This window comes from Rhizobium sp. BT-226 (assembly GCF_025847085.2).
Lineage (GTDB): Bacteria > Pseudomonadota > Alphaproteobacteria > Rhizobiales > Rhizobiaceae > Rhizobium > Rhizobium sophorae.
In genome coordinates this window covers 171894-189559 of sequence record NZ_JAOYTI010000004.1, presented here as the reverse complement: position 1 = coordinate 189559, position 17666 = coordinate 171894, and the positions used below count along the sequence as shown (strand labels likewise).

The following is a 17666-nucleotide window of genomic DNA, read 5'->3' as shown; positions in this document are numbered from 1 at the left end:
CCAAACAGCGCCCATGGACGCGAACCGGGACACTTTCGAGACGAGGCTGAAGAACAACGCCCGCGACATCGAGGCGCTGCTCGACCTGTTGCTTTCGCCGAGTGCCCTTTCCGATGAAATCGCCAGGCCCGAGACGCTGCGCGATGCCATGCATTATGCCGTGCTGAACGGCGGCAAGCGGCTACGCCCGTTTCTCGTCGTCGAAAGTGCCGCTCTTCTCGGCGGCGACGCCGAGGCGGCCCTTCGTGTCGGCGCAGCCCTCGAATGCGTCCACTGCTATTCGCTCGTGCATGACGATCTGCCCGCCATGGACGATGATGATCTGCGCCGTGGCAAACCGACGGTCCACATCAAGTTCGACGAAGCGACGGCGATCCTCGCCGGCGACAGCCTGCTGACCTACGCCTTCGACATCATAGCCGCGCCGGAAACGGCCCTTCCCGATACGAGCAAGGCAGCGCTCGTGCTGGCCCTTGCCCGCGCAGCCGGTCTCGGCGGCATGGCCGGCGGCCAGGCGCTTGATCTCGCGGCGGAAAAGCAGGCGCCCGACGCGGCCGGCATCATCCGCCTGCAGGCGATGAAAACAGGCGCGCTGATCCGCTTCGCCTGCGAAGCCGGCGCCGTCATCTCGGCAAGCCCGCCGGAAGATCGCCGCCGCCTGCGCGCCTTCGGCGAAAAGATCGGCCTTGCCTTCCAGCTGGCCGACGACATTCTCGACCTGACCTCGGATGCGGCGACCATGGGCAAGGCGACCGGCAAGGATGCGGCCCGCGGCAAGGGAACACTCGTCGCCCTGCGCGGCATGGAATGGGCCGAGACCCAGCTCCGTGAGCACGTCCGCGATGCCGAGGCGCTGCTTGCCCCCTACGGCGCCCGTGCTTCGATCCTCATTGCTGCGGCGCATTTCATCGCCGACCGGAAGAGCTGAAGCGGCAGGTCAGGCTGCCAGTATCTCCTTGAGAGCGGAAACCAGACGGGCACACTCTTCATCCGTGCCGATGCTGATCCGCAGGAAGTCCGAAATACGCGGCTTGGCAAAATGCCGGACGAGAATGTTCCGTTCGCGCAGAGCGGCGAGAAGCGCCGCGCCCGACTGGCTTTGGTGCCGAGCAAAAACGAAATTCGCCTGGGACGGCAGAACCTCGAAATCCAACGCTTCTAGTTCCCCAACAAGGCTTTGCCGGTTGGCAATGATTTTCCTTCTGCATGTCTCGAACCACGCCTCGTCCTTGATCGCCGCCGTCGCGGCAAGCTGCGCCAGGCGATCGAGCGGATAGGAATTGAAGCTGTCCTTGACGCGCACCAGCGCCTCGATCAGTTCCCGCTGCCCCAGCGCGAAGCCGACGCGCAGGCCTGCAAACGAGCGGGATTTCGACAGGGTCTGAATGACAAGCAGATTGGGATATTTTGAAATGCGCGGGATGGCGCTTTCACCGCCGAAGTCGACATAGGCCTCGTCGATCACGACCACCGCATCCGGGTGGGCGGCGACAAGCGCCTCTATGTCGGCAAGCGGCAGGCCGATCCCGGTCGGTGCATTCGGATTGGGGATGATGATCGCGCCGCATGGCCTGTCGTAATCTTCCAGCCGGATCCGGAACCTGTCATCGACAGGCACTTCGATCGCTTCGACGCCGTATAGCAGGCTATAGGTCGAATAAAAGGCGTAGGTCACATCGGGATAGAGGAGCGGCCGCTCATGTTTCAGGAGCGCTTGGAATGCATGCGCGAGAACCTCGTCGGAGCCATTGCCGACGAATACTTCCTCAGCCGTCACGCCGAAACGGGCCGCGATCGTCTCGCGCAATTCCGTGGCAGTGGGATCTGGATAGAGCCGCAGACGATCGTCCGCCGCTTCCCGGATCGCCTCGAGCGCCTTCGGAGACGGCCCGTAAGGATTTTCGTTGGTATTGAGCTTGACCAAGCCGGCGGTACGGGGCTGCTCCCCGGCGACATAGGGCTGAAGCTTGCTGACGATTGGCGACCAGTACTGGCTCATCCGAAGTTGCGGTCGGTCATTCCGCCGCCGTCCGCTGGCCGAAACGCTTCTCGATATAGTCGACGACAAGCGCCTCGAAATCGGCGGCGATATTGGGACCGCGCAGCGTAAGCGCTTTCCGGCCGTCGATGAAGACGGGGGCGGCCGGCGTTTCGCCAGTGCCCGGAAGCGAAATGCCGATGTCGGCATGTTTGCTTTCGCCCGGCCCGTTGACGATGCAGCCCATGACCGCAACGTTCAGTGCCTCGACGCCAGGATATTTCTCGCGCCAGACCGGCATGTTCTTGCGGATGTCGTTCTGGATGTTCTGGGCAAGCTCCTGGAACACCGTCGACGTCGTGCGCCCGCAGCCGGGACAGGCCGCAACGACAGGTATGAACTGGCGAAAGCCCATGACCTGCAGGATTTCCTGCGCCACCTGGACTTCGCGCGTGCGGTCGCCGTTCGGCTCGGGCGTCAGCGACACGCGGATCGTATCGCCGATGCCGTGCTGCAGCACGAAGCCCATCGCCGCCGACGAGGCGACGATGCCCTTGGTGCCCATGCCGGCTTCGGTCAGGCCGAGATGCAGCGCATGATTGGAGCGTTCGGCGAGCATGGAATTGACGGCGATCAGGTCCTGAACCTGGCTGACTTTGGCCGACAGGATGATGCGGTTGCGCGGCAGGCCGATCTCTTCGGCAAGGGCTGCCGACAGCAGCGCCGACTGCACGATCGCCTCGCGCGTTACCTGCCGGGCCGAAAGCGGCGACCCAGCCTCGGCGTTCCGGTCCATCAGCGCAGTCAGCAGATCCTGATCGAGCGAACCCCAGTTGACGCCGATGCGCACCGGCTTATCGTAACGAATCGCCATCTCGATGATCTCGGCGAACTGCTTGTCCTTCTTGTCCTTGAAGCCGACATTGCCGGGGTTGATGCGGTATTTCGCCAGCGCTTCGGCACAAGCAGGATGATCGGCAAGCAGCTTGTGGCCGATATAATGGAAGTCGCCGATCAAGGGCACGTCCATGCCGAGGCGCAATAGCCGCTCGCGGATCTTCGGCACGGCGGCCGCACTCTCGTCGCGGTCGACGGTGATGCGCACCAGCTCCGAACCCGCCCGGAACAGCGCGGCGACCTGCGCGACGGTGGAATCGATGTCGGCCGTATCGGTGTTCGTCATGGACTGCACGACCACCGGCGCCCCGCCGCCGACGATGACGCCGCCGACATCGACGGCAACGGAAGCGCGGCGCGGTTTCGGATCAAAATCGGCGGCTGACAACATGAAGCGCTTTTCACCCCTAAAAACAGTGCCTTTCAGGTGGATCATGACCGCTTTCTTGTCAACCGCCCCTGATATCACTTTTGTTGGGAGGCGGCTCAGTGGCCGCCTCCGGAGGTCTCATCGGCATAATGGGCCAGCTTGGAAAGCAGCAGAACGACGAGCAGCAGCACCGGCAGCGCCATGAAAACGACGGCAAAACCGATATGCTCGGCGACGAAGCCGATCAACGATGGTGCCACCAGCATCCCGGAATAGCCCATGGTCGTGACCACCGAAATACCGATGCCGGGCTTGAGGCCGGGAATGTTGCCCGCCGCCGAGAAGGCGATCGGCACCATGTTGGAAATGCCGATACCGCAAAAGGCAAAGCCCAGGATGGCAAGCTCGGCATTGGGCGCCAAGCCTGCAAGCAGCATGCCGACAATGGCAAACAAAGTGCAGATCCGCAGTGTCTTGACGCCGCCGAGACGATCACGCACCAGGTCGCCGGCAAAGCGCATGATTGCCATGGTGGCCGAAAAGGCTGCGAAACCAAGACCGGAAAGTGCCACGGACGCATCCATTTCCTGCCGAAGATAGAGCGCGCCCCAATCGAGAACCGCACCTTCCGGCACCATGCTGAACAGCGCCATCAATCCGAGCAGCCACGGCAGCGGCACCATCGGCAGCTTCGTCTTTTCCTTCTTGGTGTCGGGATGCGGCGGATCGGCAAGGATCATCGGCCAGGCGACGGCAAGGAAGATCGCCGCCAGCACCGTCGCCAGTTGCGCATGGCCGAGAATGCCGAGCTTGGAGATAACGATGCCGCCGAGACCTGAGCCGATCAGTCCGCCAAGGCTCCAGAAAGCGTGGCAGGACGACATGATGGCGCGACGCATGGATTTCTCGACCGACACCGCATTGGCATTCATCGCCACGTCCATTGCGCCGATGAAGCCGCCGAACAGGAAGAGTGAGATCGCCCCGGTGATCACATTTGGCGCCAGCGTCAAAGCCAATAGCAATGGCAGCACGCAGGCAGCCAGGACCTGAACGACGATGCGCGAGCCGTGTTTGGCAATCTGCGCACCGGCGATCGGCATCATGACCAGCGAGCCGACCCCGAAGACCAGGATCATCAGCCCAAGCTCGAACTTGGTCAGCGCCAGACGCTCGGCAAAATCGGGGATCTTCGGAGCCCAGCAGCCGACGACAAAACCATTCATGAGAAAGAGCAGGGAAACTGCAGCCCTGCTTCTGGTAATGAAGCCGCTCCGGGCTCCCGGTGGCGCACTTACATGACTGTCCATTTTCCGTCTTTCCTCATTGCCGGGCTTGCTCACGCCCGGTTTCCCTAAACTCTACGACGTCGCCTCAGTTCGTTTTCTCGGCGAGAACAGTTCTGCATCCGCGCTCGCGGTAACGGGCGAGAATGGCCGGATCGGTATCGTGCTCGACGACCAGGCATTCGCAATGGGCAACCGGCAGGATGCTATGGGGGGCCGCAGTGCCGAATTTCTCCGAGGTTGCAGCCACCAGCACTTTTCTGCTCCTGGACGTCGCAAACCGCTTGAACTCCGCATCCTCGAAGCCGAACACGGTGATGCCGGCTTCGAGATCGACGCCGCAGGCGCCGAGAATGCAGAGATCGGGCGAAATCTGCTCCATATCCCGCAAGGCCTTGGCGCCGAGCGAACCGCCCGTCTGCCGGTCCACCATCCCGCCGATCAGAATGACGTTGACGCCAGGCTTGTCGATCAACGCTGCGGCAATCGCCGGCGCATTCGTCGCAGCCGTGAGCGCAAGTTCGGCCGGCAATGCGTTGGCAATCGCCAGATTGGTGCTGCCGGCATCGAAAAACACGGTCGAACCAGCGGCAATCTGCTTTGCCGCAGCGCCCGCCAGCGCCTGTTTCCGGTCAGCGGCAAAACCGATGCGTTGCGTCATGCTTCCATGCGCCGGCGAGACCGGCAAAGCACCGCCATAGACCCGCTCGCAGAGCCCGGCCGCGGCCATCTCGCGCAGGTCCCGCCGCACCGTATCCTCGGAGACACCAAATTCCATCGCAAGTTCCGCCGCCAGCACGCGGCCATTGAGCCGCAGCCTCTCGGAAATCAGCCCCTGGCGCTCTCGCAACAAAAAATCCTGCATGTTTCTACCGGATCTATGAGACATGAAAACGTGCATAAACGCTGATAACCGTGCAAGCAATATGCACGATCACACGTTTTCTGACGTTATGAAACAAAGCTCCACTACCGGAGCGAAATATGGCCTATTGACCGGCCCGAGGGCCGGGGTTACCGATCGCATATTCTCGATTCCCGCCGGCATATCCGCCATCTGGTGTATTTCCGTGAAAAACTCCGTCAGCCTGGGCATTCTGCTCACGAGCGTCGCCTATATGGCGTTCACCTTCCATGACGCGATCATCAAGATCCTGACGGTCACCATCCCGGTCTGGCAGATCCTGTTTTTCCGCAGTCTCAGCATCCTTGTCGGTTGTCTCGCCTATGGCCGCGGCAAGCTCGTCCATCAAACGATGACATCGCCGATCATCAAGCCGATGATCGTCCGCAGCATCCTTCTTCTCTCTGCCTGGCTTTCCTATTATTCCGCCGCAAGCCGCCTGCAGCTGGCTGAAGTAACGACGCTTTATTACGCCGCACCCATCGTCGGCACCCTGCTTGCATGGCTCGTCCTGAAGGAGGAGGTCACGCCGGCGCGCTGGCTTGCCGTCGGCGTCGGCTTCGTCGGCGTGCTGATCGCCTGCAACCCCATCGGTCTTACCATCTCCTGGCCGGTCTATCTGGCGCTGCAGGCCGCCGTTCTCTGGGCCTCTGCCATGGTATTGCTGCGCAAGACCTCACTGCACGAGAAGACCATCGTCCAGCTTGCGGTCTCCAATGTCTTTTTCCTTGTTATGACCGGCGTTGCCGTTCTCTATACGTGGCGGACACCTGACATGACGCAGCTGGCGCTGCTCGTCGCCACCGGCGTTGTTGCCGGCTCGGCGCAGTTCGCCCTCTTCGAAGGCATGCGCCGGGCGCCCGTCTCCGTGCTTGCGCCATTCGAATATACGTCTCTCGTCTGGGCCTTCCTCCTCGGCTACCTGATCTGGGCAGATGTCCCCACGCATAATGTCATCGCCGGCGCATGCATGATCCTCGGGGCCGGGTTGATCATCATCGTCAGCGAAAGGCTGCGCCGTCGCATCGCTGTTTGATGCGAATTTTCCAAGAGATTCACGGTTCAACCGGTAGCTTGAGAAAAATATTTGCAGTTGCTGCTTTTATTCGCAGTTTTTTACGCTTCCCGCGCCCTAATTTTCTGCGAACTATCCCTCATCCGATGACAACCTCCCAAGGATGGATACAACAATGAACTGGCTGAAAACCGTCGCCGCTGCCGCCCTCATTCAGGCTGCGGCCCTTCTGCCCGCCCATGCCGGCGAAAACCTCGCCGCCATCAAATCGGCTGGCGTCTTCAAGATCGGCACCGAGGGCACCTATGCGCCCTTCACCTATCATGACGAAAGCGGCAAGCTCGTCGGCTTCGATGTCGAGATCGGCGAAGCGATCGCCGCCAAGCTCGGCGTCAAGGCCGAGTTCGTCGAAGGCAAGTGGGATGGCCTGATCGCCGGCCTCGACGCCAAGCGCTACGACACCGTCATCAACCAGGTCGGCATCACCGAAACCCGCAAGCAGAAATACGATTTCTCCGAGCCCTATATCGCCTCCAAGGCCGTGTTGATCGCCCGCGACGGCGACGACAGCATCAAATCCTTCGCCGATCTGAAGGGCAAGAAGGCCGCCCAGTCGCTGACCAGCAACTTCGGCAAGCTCGCAACCGAAGCCGGTGCCGAGCTTGTCGGCACCGACGGTTTCGATCAGTCGATCCAGCTGGTGCTGACCAAGCGCGCGGACGCCACGATCAACGACAGCCTCTCCTTCCTGGACTTCAAGAAGCACAAGCCGGACGCGCCGGTAAAGATCGTCGCCGAGCAGGAAAACGCCGACTATTCCGGCGTCATCATCCGCAAGAACGAGCCGGAGCTTCTGGCCGAAATCAACAAGGCGCTTGCCGACATCAAGGCCGACGGCACTTACAAGAAGATCGCCGACAAATATTTCGGCCAGGACGTTTCGAAGTAAGCCCTGACACCAGCGGTTTCCCACTGCCGTCATATCATTTATAGCTGCATGGAAAAGCGTTCGGCGAAACCTCGCCGGACGCGTCTTTTCTTGAGGAAACGCCCTTGCCGCACTGGCTCCAACTGATGGCGGAATCGCTTCCCTCGCTCCTTTGGGCAGGGCTGATCTTCACCATCCCCTTGACCCTGCTTTCCTTCACGTTCGGCCTGATCTTGGGCTTGGCCACCGCAATCGGACGTCTCTTCGGCCCGGAGCCAGTTGCAGCCATTGCCCGCTTTTATGTTTGGGTCATCCGCGGCACGCCGCTGCTCGTACAGCTCTTCGTCATCTTCTACGGCCTGCCGAGCATCGGCATCCTGCTCGATGCCTTTCCGGCCGCCCTCATCGGCTTCACCCTGAATATCGGCGCCTATAGCTCCGAGATTATCCGCGCCGTCATTTCCTCGGTGCCGAAGGGCCAGTGGGAAGCCGCCTATTCGATCGGCATGAGCTGGCGCCAGGCGATGAGCCGCACCATCCTGCCGCAGGCTGCCCGCGTCGCCGTGCCGCCTTTGTCGAACACCTTCATCTCGCTGGTCAAAGACACTTCGCTTGCCGCCGCCATCACCGTGCCCGAGCTCTTCCAGGCGGCGCAGCGCATCGTCGCCACCACCTATGAGCCGCTGATCCTCTATATCGAAGCGGCGCTGATCTATCTCGTCCTGAGCTCCGTTCTCTCGCAGCTGCAGGTACGGCTGGAGCGCCGCTTCGCGCGTTACGGCGGCATGCTGGAGGCAAATGCATGATCGAGCTTTCCAACATCGAAAAGCGCTTCGGCGACGCCGTCATCCTCAAGGATATCAGCATCCGCATCCCCGAAGGCAGCGTCACCGCGCTGGTCGGGCCTTCGGGCGGCGGCAAGAGCACGCTGCTGCGCTGCATCAACCTGCTCGAAATTCCGACCGCCGGCTCCATCCGCCTCGGAGAGGAAACGCTGGCCTTTGCACCGGGCAAACGAACGAGCTGGCCGGCGATCCAGAAGATCCGCCGCCAGACCGGCATGGTCTTCCAGAACTTCCAGCTTTTCCCGCATCAGACCGCGATCGAGAATGTCATGGAAGGCCTGGTGACGGTGTTGAGATGGCCACGGGAAAAGGCCCGCGAGCGCGCAATGGAGCTGCTGGCCAAGGTCGGCATGACCGAAAAGGCGAACGCCTGGCCCTCGACGCTTTCAGGCGGCCAGCAGCAGCGTGTGGCGATTGCCCGGGCGCTGGCGCCGTCGCCGCGCGTGCTTCTTTGCGACGAGCCGACCTCGGCGCTTGATCCGGAGCTTTCGGCCGAGGTGGTCGATGTGCTCGGCCGTTTGGCCAGCGAAGGCACGACGATGGTGATGGCGACCCACGATCTCCGGCTCGCCTCGAAGATCGCCAATGACGTCGTTTTCCTGGAAGCCGGCAGCGTGGTGGAAACGGGCAGCGCCAGAGCGATCTTCAGCGCGCCGGAGCGCGAACGCACCAAGCGCTTCATCTCGACGATCAACGCCGCCCATACTTACGATATCTGAGACTTACGATATCTGAGCCAATGCCGGGATGCGAACATCCCGGCTGGCTGGAACGCCAATCAGGAGGCCGTGACGACCGAGCGCGCCGCCTTCAGCGCATTGCCCCACCAGGTGAGCTGGTCGAGCTGGTTCTTCGCCGCTTCGTTGAGATGCGCGTAGTCGCTGAGGCTCTTGCCTTCCTTGAGGACGCCGAGATATTCGCCAAGCGCGATATGCACGCCCGTTTTCACCGAAGCCGCGCCCATTTCCACGAAGATCAGCCGGAGATGCTCGACTGCGCGTGCGCCGCCGACACCGCCGTAACCGACGAAGCCGACCGGCTTGTGGATGAACTCGCCGAGGTCGATGGCGTTCTTCAGAACCGCCGTCGGAGCGTGATTGTACTCGGCAACGGTGAAAATGAAGCCGTCGAATTCACGCAGCTTCTTTTTCCAGCGCTCTGCCGTCTCGCTTTCAGCGGTCGTGGCACGCTGCTCACCGAAAAAATGCATGGGGTATTCGAGCAGGTCGAGAACCTCGACCTCAATGTCCTGGCGCTCTGCGGCGATAGCGGCAATCCACTTGGCCGGATGCTCGGCAAAACGGCCAATACGCGTGCTGCCGACGATGACGGCAATCTTCAACTTGCTCATGGATATCATTTCCTGATTGGTCTTGGGGGCGGATGATGGGAGCGCAAGTTTATGAGAAAGCCTCCGCGCCGGGCAAGGCGCGAAGGCTTCGAAAAATCAGCTTTTTGACAGGCCGATCATACACAATCGAGTGAATGGAGCCCGCTCGCAAAGTCGGCTGATGGGCACCGTTGCGGAGGATGTCAGCGCTTCAGCCTGCATAGACGACGAGCAGGTCCTTGGCATCGATCTGATCGCCGGCCCGCACCAGCACTTCGGAAATCGTGCCATCCTTTTCCGCATGCAGCGCCGTTTCCATCTTCATCGCCTCGATGGAGACGAGCACGTCACCGGCATTGACGGCCTGGCCGGGCGAGACGAAGACACGGCTGATGACACCCGGCATCGGCGCGCCGACATGAACGGCATTGCCTGGTTCGGCCTTGCGGCGGACGGCGGCACCCGTCGCCCCATGGGCCCGGTCTGGCACCTTGATGCGGCGCGGCTGGCCGTTGAGCTCGAAGAAGATGGTCACCATGCCCTGGCTGTCGGTCGCGCTCATCGCCTGGTTGACGATGACGAGCGTCTTGCCACGCTCGATATCGGCAAACAGCTCCTCGCCGTCCTTGAGACCATAGAAATAGGCGGGCGTCGGCAGCACCGAGACCGGGCCGTAGGTATCTGAGGCGAGCGCGAAGTCGGTGAAGACCTTCGGATACATCAGGTAGGACGCAAATTCGAAGTCGCTGACCTCGCGCTCGAGTTTCGTCTCGATGACTTTGCGCTCCGCATCGAGATCGGCCTCCTTGAGCAGCGAGCCCGGGCGCACGGTATAGGGCTTGTCGCCCTTCAGCGCCTTCTTCTGCAGTGCTTCGGGCCATCCTGACGGCGGCTGGCCGAGATCGCCCTTCAGCATCGAGACCACCGATTCCGGGAAGGAGACTTCCTTGTCGGGGCTGACGACATCGGCGACCGTCAGGTCCTGGGAGACCATCATCAGCGCCATGTCGCCGACGACCTTGGAAGACGGCGTCACCTTGACGATATCGCCGAACATCTGGTTGGCGTCGGCATAGGCCTGCGCCACCCGATGCCAGCGGGTTTCGAGGCCGAGCGAGCGGGCCTGCTCCTTGAGGTTGGTGAACTGGCCGCCCGGCATTTCGTGCAGATAGACTTCGGATGCCGGCCCCCTCAGATCGCTTTCGAAGGCGGCATATTGGTTCCGCGCCGCTTCCCAATAGAAGGAGATGCGGCGGATCCATTCCGGATCGAGGCCCGGATCACGCTCCGTACCGCGCAATGCCTCGACGATCGAGCCGAGACAGGGCTGCGAAGTATTGCCGGAAAGCGCATCCATGGCGGCATCGACGGCATCGACGCCGGCATCGACGGCGGCAAGAACGGTCGCGGCCGCAATACCCGATGTATCATGCGTGTGGAAATGGATCGGCAGGCTGGTCGCCTCGCGCAGCGCCTTGAACAGAACCTTCGCAGCCGCAGGCTTGAGGAGGCCTGCCATATCCTTGAGCGCGATGATATGCGCCCCGGCCTTCTCGAGCTCGACGGCAAGCTCGGTATAGTATTTCAGATCGTATTTCGGACGGGCCGAGTTCAGGATATCGCCGGTATAGCAGATCGCCGCCTCGCAGAGCTTGTTCTCCTCGGCTATGGCATCCATCGAGACGCGCATGTTCTCGACCCAGTTCAGGCAGTCGAAGACACGGAAGAGATCGATGCCGCCCCTGGCCGCCTGGCGGACGAAATATTTGACGACATTATCAGGATAATTGGTGTAGCCGACCCCGTTGGCGCCGCGCAGCAGCATCTGCAGCAGAAGGTTCGGCGCGCCCTCGCGGATCAGCGCTAGGCGTTCCCAGGGATCCTCCGTCAGAAAACGCATGGAGACGTCGAAGGTCGCGCCACCCCAGCATTCGAGCGACAAAAGGCCTGGCAGCGCATGCGCATAGGTATCGGCAATGCGGGCGATGTCATAGGTGCGCATGCGGGTGGCGAGCAGTGACTGGTGACCGTCGCGCATCGTCGTGTCGGTCAAGAGCACGCGCTTCTCGTTGCGCATCCATTCGCCGAATTTCTTCGGGCCGAGCGTGTCGAGGAGCTGCTTGGTGCCGTCCTTGACGGTGTTGCCGTTGGCGTAGGGCACCACCGGCTCGGCAGCGTTTTCCAGCGGCCTCGGCCTATCCTTGGCCTCGGGATGGCCATTGACGGTGACGTCGGCGAGATAGGTCAGGAGCTTCGTGGCGCGATCCTGGCGCTTCACCTGCTGGAAGAGTTCCGGCGTCGTGTCGATGAAGCGTGTCGTGTAGCTGTTATCCCTGAACTTGGGATGGCCGATGATCGCTTCGAGGAAGGTCAGGTTGGTTGCCACGCCGCGAATGCGGAATTCGCGCAGCGCCCGGTCCATGCGGGAAATCGCTTCGGACGGATTGGGCGCCCACGCCGTGACCTTGACGAGAAGCGGATCATAAAAGCGGGTGATGATCGCACCCGAATAGGAGGTGCCGCCATCGAGGCGGATGCCGAAACCGGACGCCGAGCGATAGGCGGTGATGCGGCCGTAATCCGGAATGAAATTATGCTCCGGATCTTCCGTGGTGATGCGGCACTGCAGCGCATGGCCGTTGAGACGGATATCCTCCTGGCGCGGCACGCCCGATTCCGGCGTGCCGATCGCAAAGCCGTCGAGGATGTGGATCTGCGCCTTGACGATATCGATACCGGTGACGACTTCGGTCACCGTATGCTCGACCTGGATGCGCGGATTGACTTCGATGAAGTAGAATTTGCCGGTATCGGCATCCATCAGATATTCGACGGTGCCGGCGCCGATATAATTGGTCGCCGCCGCGATCTTCAGCGAATAGGCGGCGAGTTCCTGGCGCTGCGCCTCAGAGAGATAGGGCGCCGGCGCGCGCTCGACGACCTTCTGGTTGCGGCGCTGGATCGAGCAGTCGCGCTCGAAGAGATGCACGACATTGCCATGCGTATCGCCGAGAACCTGGCTTTCGACATGGCGTGCGCGCTCGACGAGCTTTTCCAGATAGACCTCGTCCTTGCCGAAGGCCGCCATCGCCTCGCGCTTGGCTTCCGTCACCTCGCGGGCAAGGTCCTTTGGATCGCGGATCGCGCGCATGCCGCGCCCGCCGCCGCCCCAGGAAGCCTTCAGCATGACGGGGTAGCCAATCCCTTCCGCCATCTTCGCCACTTCGGCCATGTCCTCCGGCAGCGGCCCGGTGGCCGGCACTACGGGAACGCCGACCGAGATCGCCAGGTTGCGCGCTGCGACCTTATTGCCGAGCTGGCGCATCGTATCGGCCTTCGGGCCGATGAAGATGATGCCGGCCGTGTTGCAGGCATCGACGAATTCGGGGCTTTCCGACAGCAGGCCGTAGCCGGGATGAATGGCATCGGCCCCGGAGAGTTTCGCAACGCGGATCACCTCCTCGATCGACAGATAGCTCTCGATCGGGCCCATGTCCTTGGAAAGATGCGGGCCGCGGCCGACCTGGTAGCTCTCGTCCGCTTTGAAGCGGTGCAGTGCCAGCTTGTCCTCTTCCGCCCAGATCGCCACCGTTTTTATTCCAAGTTCGTTGGCCGCACGGAACACGCGGATGGCAATTTCAGAGCGGTTGGCAACGAGAATCTTGGAAATGGGCAAAACGGTCTCCTCAGACGTTCAGACGCGGGAATGCTGCACCCGCGAAGGAAATTCTTAACTTCTTGTCACAGGAAGTTCAATTTATCTTGCGACTGCGAAATGCAATTTTTCGACATTCTGAAGCTACTCCAGGAAAAGTCCGAAACGGTTTTCCGTCCGGAGTTGCGCAAAAATAAAAAACCAGAGCAATTCCGCTTCGTTGAGAAGCGGCATTGCGCTAACTTATCAGGCCATGACGGAAGGCAAGTGCCACCGCCTGCTGCCTGTTTTTCGCCTTCAGCTTGTCCTGCAGGCCGTTCATATACCAGTCGACGGTGTGGTTTGAGATCTTCAGCATCTTGCTGATCTCCATCGAAGTCATGCCTTCGGCGAGATAGTGCAGGATTTCCATCTCGCGCCGCGTCAGCGGCGTGTCGGCCAGCAGCACGGTTTCCAGTGCCTGCGCCTCGCCCTTCAGATCGAGCAACCGCCAGAAGGCCTTGCGCGCCACCGCCTCCAACAATGCGATCTCCACCGGCGACAGCTCGATCGGCTTGCCGGCGAGACTAAGGCTGGCGAGAATGCCGTTGCGCCCGTGGATCGGAAAGATGTAGCCATCCTCCAATCCATGCCCGAAGGCATCGACCATCATCTGCTCCATGCGGCGCTGATGTGCGTCCTTGTGGAAGGCCGCGATCGCCTCCCGCCAGCGGAAAGGCCGCTGCGCATGGGCGAGATAGCGCACCATCGGATCGATCAGAGCATATTTTTTCGCGGTATATATCTGTGGCCATTGTTCCGGCCAGCAGCCGGCAAGCGCCGCAGCCCAGGGGTCCGGATTCTGCTGCACCGGGTTCTGCGGCACATGGCGCAGCAGCCCGTAATATTCGAAGCCGCAACCGCGGAGGATCTGCTCCAGCTCGGTGACGACGGCTTCAGGATTTGAGCATTCTTCCAGAATTACAAGTAATTGAATTAACGAATTAATATTCACAAAAATGCCCCTTGCCCGGACCTGATGCCCGCATGAGGCCGTCGGCGGCTGGTCGAACTGGCCGCGAAACGGTCTTCAATAAATGCAGTCTGTAATTTAATGCTGCGCTAAACATTTAATAAAATGCAAGCGCAAATTGTTGCGGGATATAGCCGAACGGCAAGTTCCGCGCCATGCCCATCTCGTCGCATCCTGCGATAGTATGATCGTATTAATCATCACACCGGTTGAAGCCTGAATACTCCGTTAATCGCCCGTTCAGGTAGCCTTTTGTAGCATCGCATCATCCCGTTTTTCGCAGATGCACAAGAGGTTCCACGTGACGCTATTCAAGGTCTATGCAAGAGCTCTGCGCTATCTTGGCGCCTACAAGCTGCGCGTATCCCTGGTCGTTGTCGCAAACATTGTTCTTGCGACGATCACTATCGCGGAGCCGATCCTGTTCGGTCGCATCATCGATGCGATTTCGGGCAAGGGTGAGGTCAAGCCCATCCTCTTCATGTGGGCGACTTTCGCCGTCTTCAACACCATTGCCTTCGTTCTGGTGGCCCGCGAGGCCGACCGGCTGGCCCATGGCCGGCGGGCGACGCTGTTGACGGAAGCCTTCGGCCGCATCATTTCCATGCCGCTCGGCTGGCACCATCAGCGCGGCACTTCCAACGCACTGCATACATTGCTGCGCGCCTGCGAGACGCTATTCGGCCTCTGGCTGGAATTTATGCGAAACCACCTGTCGACGGTCATCGCACTTGCCCTTCTGATACCGACTGCAATGTCGATGGACCTGCGCCTTTCCGCCGTGCTCATGGTGCTCGCCATCGCCTACTGGCTGATCGGCCGCGTCGTCATGGGCCGCACCAAGGACGGCCAGGCTTCGGTCGAGAACCATTATCACACCGTCTTCTCGCATGTCAGCGACTCGATCAGCAACGTTTCGGTCCTGCACAGCTATAACCGCATCGAGGCCGAAACCAGGGCGCTGAAATCCTTCGCCGACCGTCTGCTCGAAGCTCAGTATCCGGTCCTCGACTGGTGGGCGATCGCCAGCGCACTGAACCGCATGGCGTCGACCATCGCGATGATGGTGGTCCTGATCATCGGCACCATGCTCGTCCAGGCCGGCCAGCTGCGCGTCGGCGACGTCATCGCCTTCATCGGCTTTGCCAACCTGTTGATCGGCCGTCTCGACCTGATGCGCCAGTTCGCTACGCAGATTTTCGAGGCCCGTTCCAAGCTTGAGGAATTCTATGCGCTGGAAGACTCGGTGCGTGAACGTGAAGAGCCTGCCGGCAACGGCGAGATCAAGGACGTCAAGGGTGCGATCGAGTTCCGCGACGTGTCCTTCGGCTTCGGCAACAGCTCGCAGGGCCTGCACAACGTCTCCTTCTCGGTGAAAGCAGGCCAGACGGTCGCGATCGTCGGCCCGACCGGCGCCGGCAAGACGACGCTCGTCAACCTGCTGCAGCGTGTCTACGATGCCCAGGGCGGCAAGATCCTCGTCGACGGCACCGATATCACCAAGGTGACCCGCAAGTCGCTGCGTCGCCACATCGCCACCGTCTTCCAGGATGCGGGCCTGCTGAACCGTTCGATCAGCGACAATATCCGCCTTGGCCGCGAGGGCGCTAGTGAAGAGGAAATGCGCCGTGCGGCCGAAGCCGCCGCCGCTGCCGACTTCATCGAGACCCGCGAGGATCGCTACGATACGCATGTCGGTGAACGAGGCAACAAGCTCTCCGGCGGCGAGCGCCAGCGCATCGCGATCGCCCGCGCCATCCTCAAGGACGCGCCAATCCTGGTGCTCGACGAGGCGACCTCGGCGCTCGACGTCGAAACCGAAGCCCGCGTCAAAGCCGCGATCGACAATCTGCGCCAGAACCGCACCACCTTCATCATCGCACACCGCCTGTCGACGGTCCGCGAAGCCGATATGGTGCTCTTCCTGGATGACGGCCGCGTCGTCGAACAGGGTAGCTTCGACGAACTCAGCCACAGCAACGGCCGCTTCGCCGCCCTGCTGCGCGCCAGCGGCATCCTGACGGACGAAGAGGTCCGCAAGGCCCACACCACCGAAGCCGCCTGATCGGTTCAGGTTTGAAGATAAAGGCCGGAAGGTAACTCCTTCCGGCCTTTTTGTTTGCCTGGACTAAACACCTAGAACCAATCGACATTGAGGATTCCCAAATCGGTTGATCACTGATTCATAGGGTACCGTGTGAAGCACGGAGGCCTATGATGGGAGTGAAGCGATACGAGTTGAATGAGGCGCAATGGTCGAGAATTGCGCCTTTGTTGCCGGGCAAGGCCAGCGATCCAAGTCGGACGGGGGTAGATAACCGGTTGTTTGTGAACGGGTGTTTGTGGGTGCTCCGCTCGGGCGCACACTGGCAGGACCTGCCGGAGCGCTACGGCAAGTGGAAGACGGTCCACCGCCGGTTCAGTCGCTGGTGCCATGCCGGCATATGGGAGCGGGTCTTCGATGCACTCACCGCTGACCGGGACAATCAGTATTTGGTGATCGACAGCACCATCCTGCGTGCTCATCAACAGGCGGCGAGCGGAAAAGGAGGGCCAAGGATCAGGCGCTGGGGCGTTCCAGAGGTGGACTAACGACCAAGGTCCATATGCTGGCCGATGCGCTCGGACGTCCCCTGCGCTTTATCGTGACGGCCGGTCAGGTTGGCGACATCACGCAAGCTCCCGCTCTTCTCAATGACCAGACAGGCCAGGCCATTCTCGGCAATAAAGCCTATGACAGCAAAGCCTTGCGCGCAGCGATCGCGAGATGGGGGCCGATGTTGTACCTGCCAGGCGTCTCTCCGACAAGGAGGGAGATGGGATGCGGCGCCGGCGTCCCACCGCGATAGCATTTGGGTGGGTCAAGCTTCTATGGCGTTGGTGCTTTGCGTGGGGAGCAAGCCTCCTGCCGATCGCCCTCCTAGTGGGAAGACATGCCCCGCAGGGCAGAGGGTTACCGTACGGCACCGTGCCTCGACACTCGACGCATGATTGATCGCTCCGCTGATCCCCTCTATCCTCTTCCATCATGCAGTGTCCCCAGGAGCGAACCCATGAAGGTCCTGCGCATCGTCGCCAATATTCAGGCACCGGATATCACTCTGGCCCGGCGCTTCTATCAGGATATCCTCGGTCTTGACGTCATCATGGATCACGGCTGGATCACAACGTTCGGCACCGCGCTCTCGATGAACGTTCAGCTCAGCATCGCCAGTCAAGGCGGTTCCGGAACGGAGGTGCCCGCCCTCTCGATCGAGGTCGACGACCTCGATGCTGCTTTCGAGGCGATGTCGGCCTCAGGTTTCCCGATCGAGTACGGCCCGGCCAACGAGCCTTGGGGCGTCAGACGCTTTTATGTGCGCGATCCCTTCGGCAAGCTGGTGAACATCCTCGTGCATAAAAATTGTGCCGGCGACCATCGGCCACCGGCTCCTTCATGTCGGGAA

14 protein-coding genes and 2 pseudogenes are annotated in these 17666 nt (G+C 61.2%); 9 read left to right on the top strand and 7 right to left on the bottom strand.

Features of this window, described 5'->3' with window-relative positions; translation table 11 throughout:
• The first annotated feature begins 13 nt into the window (after positions 1-13).
• Positions 14-928, top strand: a complete 915-nt coding sequence (locus tag OIU37_RS25420; protein WP_240603982.1) for a polyprenyl synthetase family protein — start codon at positions 14-16, stop codon at positions 926-928.
• A 9-nt stretch (positions 929-937) separates the two neighbouring features.
• On the opposite strand, the gene hisC is transcribed toward OIU37_RS25420, so the two are convergent.
• From hisC to OIU37_RS25400, 4 genes are all read right to left on the bottom strand, one after another.
• A complete protein-coding gene (gene hisC / locus OIU37_RS25415; RefSeq protein ID WP_182208611.1) occupies positions 938-1999 on the bottom strand; it encodes a histidinol-phosphate transaminase in 1062 nt (353 codons plus the stop codon).
• Between the two features lie 16 nt (positions 2000-2015).
• Positions 2016-3266 (bottom strand): flavodoxin-dependent (E)-4-hydroxy-3-methylbut-2-enyl-diphosphate synthase, encoded by a 1251-nt coding sequence (gene ispG / locus OIU37_RS25410; RefSeq protein WP_171604728.1) that lies wholly within the window; start codon positions 3264-3266, stop codon positions 2016-2018.
• Positions 3267-3361: 95 nt separating this feature from the next.
• The gene (locus OIU37_RS25405) at positions 3362-4555 is read right to left on the bottom strand and encodes an MFS transporter (protein ID WP_180696556.1); all 1194 of its coding nucleotides are present in this window, start codon (positions 4553-4555) and stop codon (positions 3362-3364) included.
• Between the two features lie 64 nt (positions 4556-4619).
• Positions 4620-5396 carry a DeoR/GlpR family DNA-binding transcription regulator gene (locus OIU37_RS25400; protein WP_182208612.1) on the bottom strand — a complete coding sequence of 259 codons (777 nt, stop codon included), beginning with the start codon at positions 5394-5396 and terminating at the stop codon, positions 4620-4622.
• A 205-nt stretch (positions 5397-5601) separates the two neighbouring features.
• On the opposite strand from OIU37_RS25400, the gene OIU37_RS25395 reads away from it, so the two are divergent.
• The 4 genes from OIU37_RS25395 (at position 5602) to OIU37_RS25380 (ending at position 8942) form a co-directional block, all read left to right on the top strand.
• Positions 5602-6471, top strand: a complete 870-nt coding sequence (locus OIU37_RS25395) for a DMT family transporter (RefSeq protein WP_264258967.1) — start codon at positions 5602-5604, stop codon at positions 6469-6471.
• A gap of 154 nt (positions 6472-6625) precedes the next feature.
• A complete protein-coding gene (locus OIU37_RS25390) occupies positions 6626-7399 on the top strand; it encodes an amino acid ABC transporter substrate-binding protein (RefSeq protein WP_017995516.1) in 774 nt (257 codons plus the stop codon).
• Between the two features lie 104 nt (positions 7400-7503).
• Complete coding sequence (locus tag OIU37_RS25385) at positions 7504-8184, top strand: amino acid ABC transporter permease (protein ID WP_264258966.1); 681 nt, start codon at positions 7504-7506, stop codon at positions 8182-8184.
• Entirely contained in the window at positions 8181-8942 is a 762-nt protein-coding gene (locus OIU37_RS25380; RefSeq protein WP_264258965.1) for an amino acid ABC transporter ATP-binding protein, read from the top strand. The genes OIU37_RS25385 and OIU37_RS25380 overlap by 4 nt, the downstream gene beginning before the upstream one ends.
• A gap of 59 nt (positions 8943-9001) precedes the next feature.
• Here OIU37_RS25380 and OIU37_RS25375 read toward each other — a convergent pair whose 3' ends face one another.
• The 3 genes from OIU37_RS25375 to OIU37_RS25365 all read right to left on the bottom strand — a co-directional run bounded on the left by OIU37_RS25375 (position 9002) and on the right by OIU37_RS25365 (position 14202).
• A complete protein-coding gene (locus OIU37_RS25375; protein ID WP_138331911.1) occupies positions 9002-9574 on the bottom strand; it encodes an NADPH-dependent FMN reductase in 573 nt (190 codons plus the stop codon).
• Between the two features lie 190 nt (positions 9575-9764).
• Positions 9765-13229 (bottom strand): pyruvate carboxylase, encoded by a 3465-nt coding sequence (pyc, locus tag OIU37_RS25370; RefSeq protein WP_264258964.1) that lies wholly within the window; start codon positions 13227-13229, stop codon positions 9765-9767.
• Between the two features lie 217 nt (positions 13230-13446).
• Positions 13447-14202, bottom strand: a complete 756-nt coding sequence (locus tag OIU37_RS25365; RefSeq protein WP_240603978.1) for a LuxR family transcriptional regulator — start codon at positions 14200-14202, stop codon at positions 13447-13449.
• Between the two features lie 319 nt (positions 14203-14521).
• Here OIU37_RS25365 and OIU37_RS25360 point away from each other — a divergent pair, with 319 nt between their 5' ends.
• The 4 genes and pseudogenes from OIU37_RS25360 to OIU37_RS25345 all read left to right on the top strand — a co-directional run.
• Positions 14522-16285, top strand: a complete 1764-nt coding sequence (locus tag OIU37_RS25360; protein WP_168309168.1) for a glucan ABC transporter ATP-binding protein/ permease — start codon at positions 14522-14524, stop codon at positions 16283-16285.
• 149 nt (positions 16286-16434) lie between these two features.
• The gene (locus tag OIU37_RS25355; protein ID WP_372353392.1) at positions 16435-16812 is read left to right on the top strand and encodes an IS5 family transposase; all 378 of its coding nucleotides are present in this window, start codon (positions 16435-16437) and stop codon (positions 16810-16812) included.
• Positions 16779-17069, top strand: a pseudogene (locus OIU37_RS25350) (transposase); the annotation flags it as partial. The gene OIU37_RS25355 and the pseudogene OIU37_RS25350, both read left to right, overlap by 34 nt.
• A 204-nt stretch (positions 17070-17273) precedes the next feature.
• A pseudogene (locus tag OIU37_RS25345) lies at positions 17274-17624 on the top strand (VOC family protein); the annotation flags it as partial.
• Between the last annotated feature and the right edge of the window lie 42 nt (positions 17625-17666).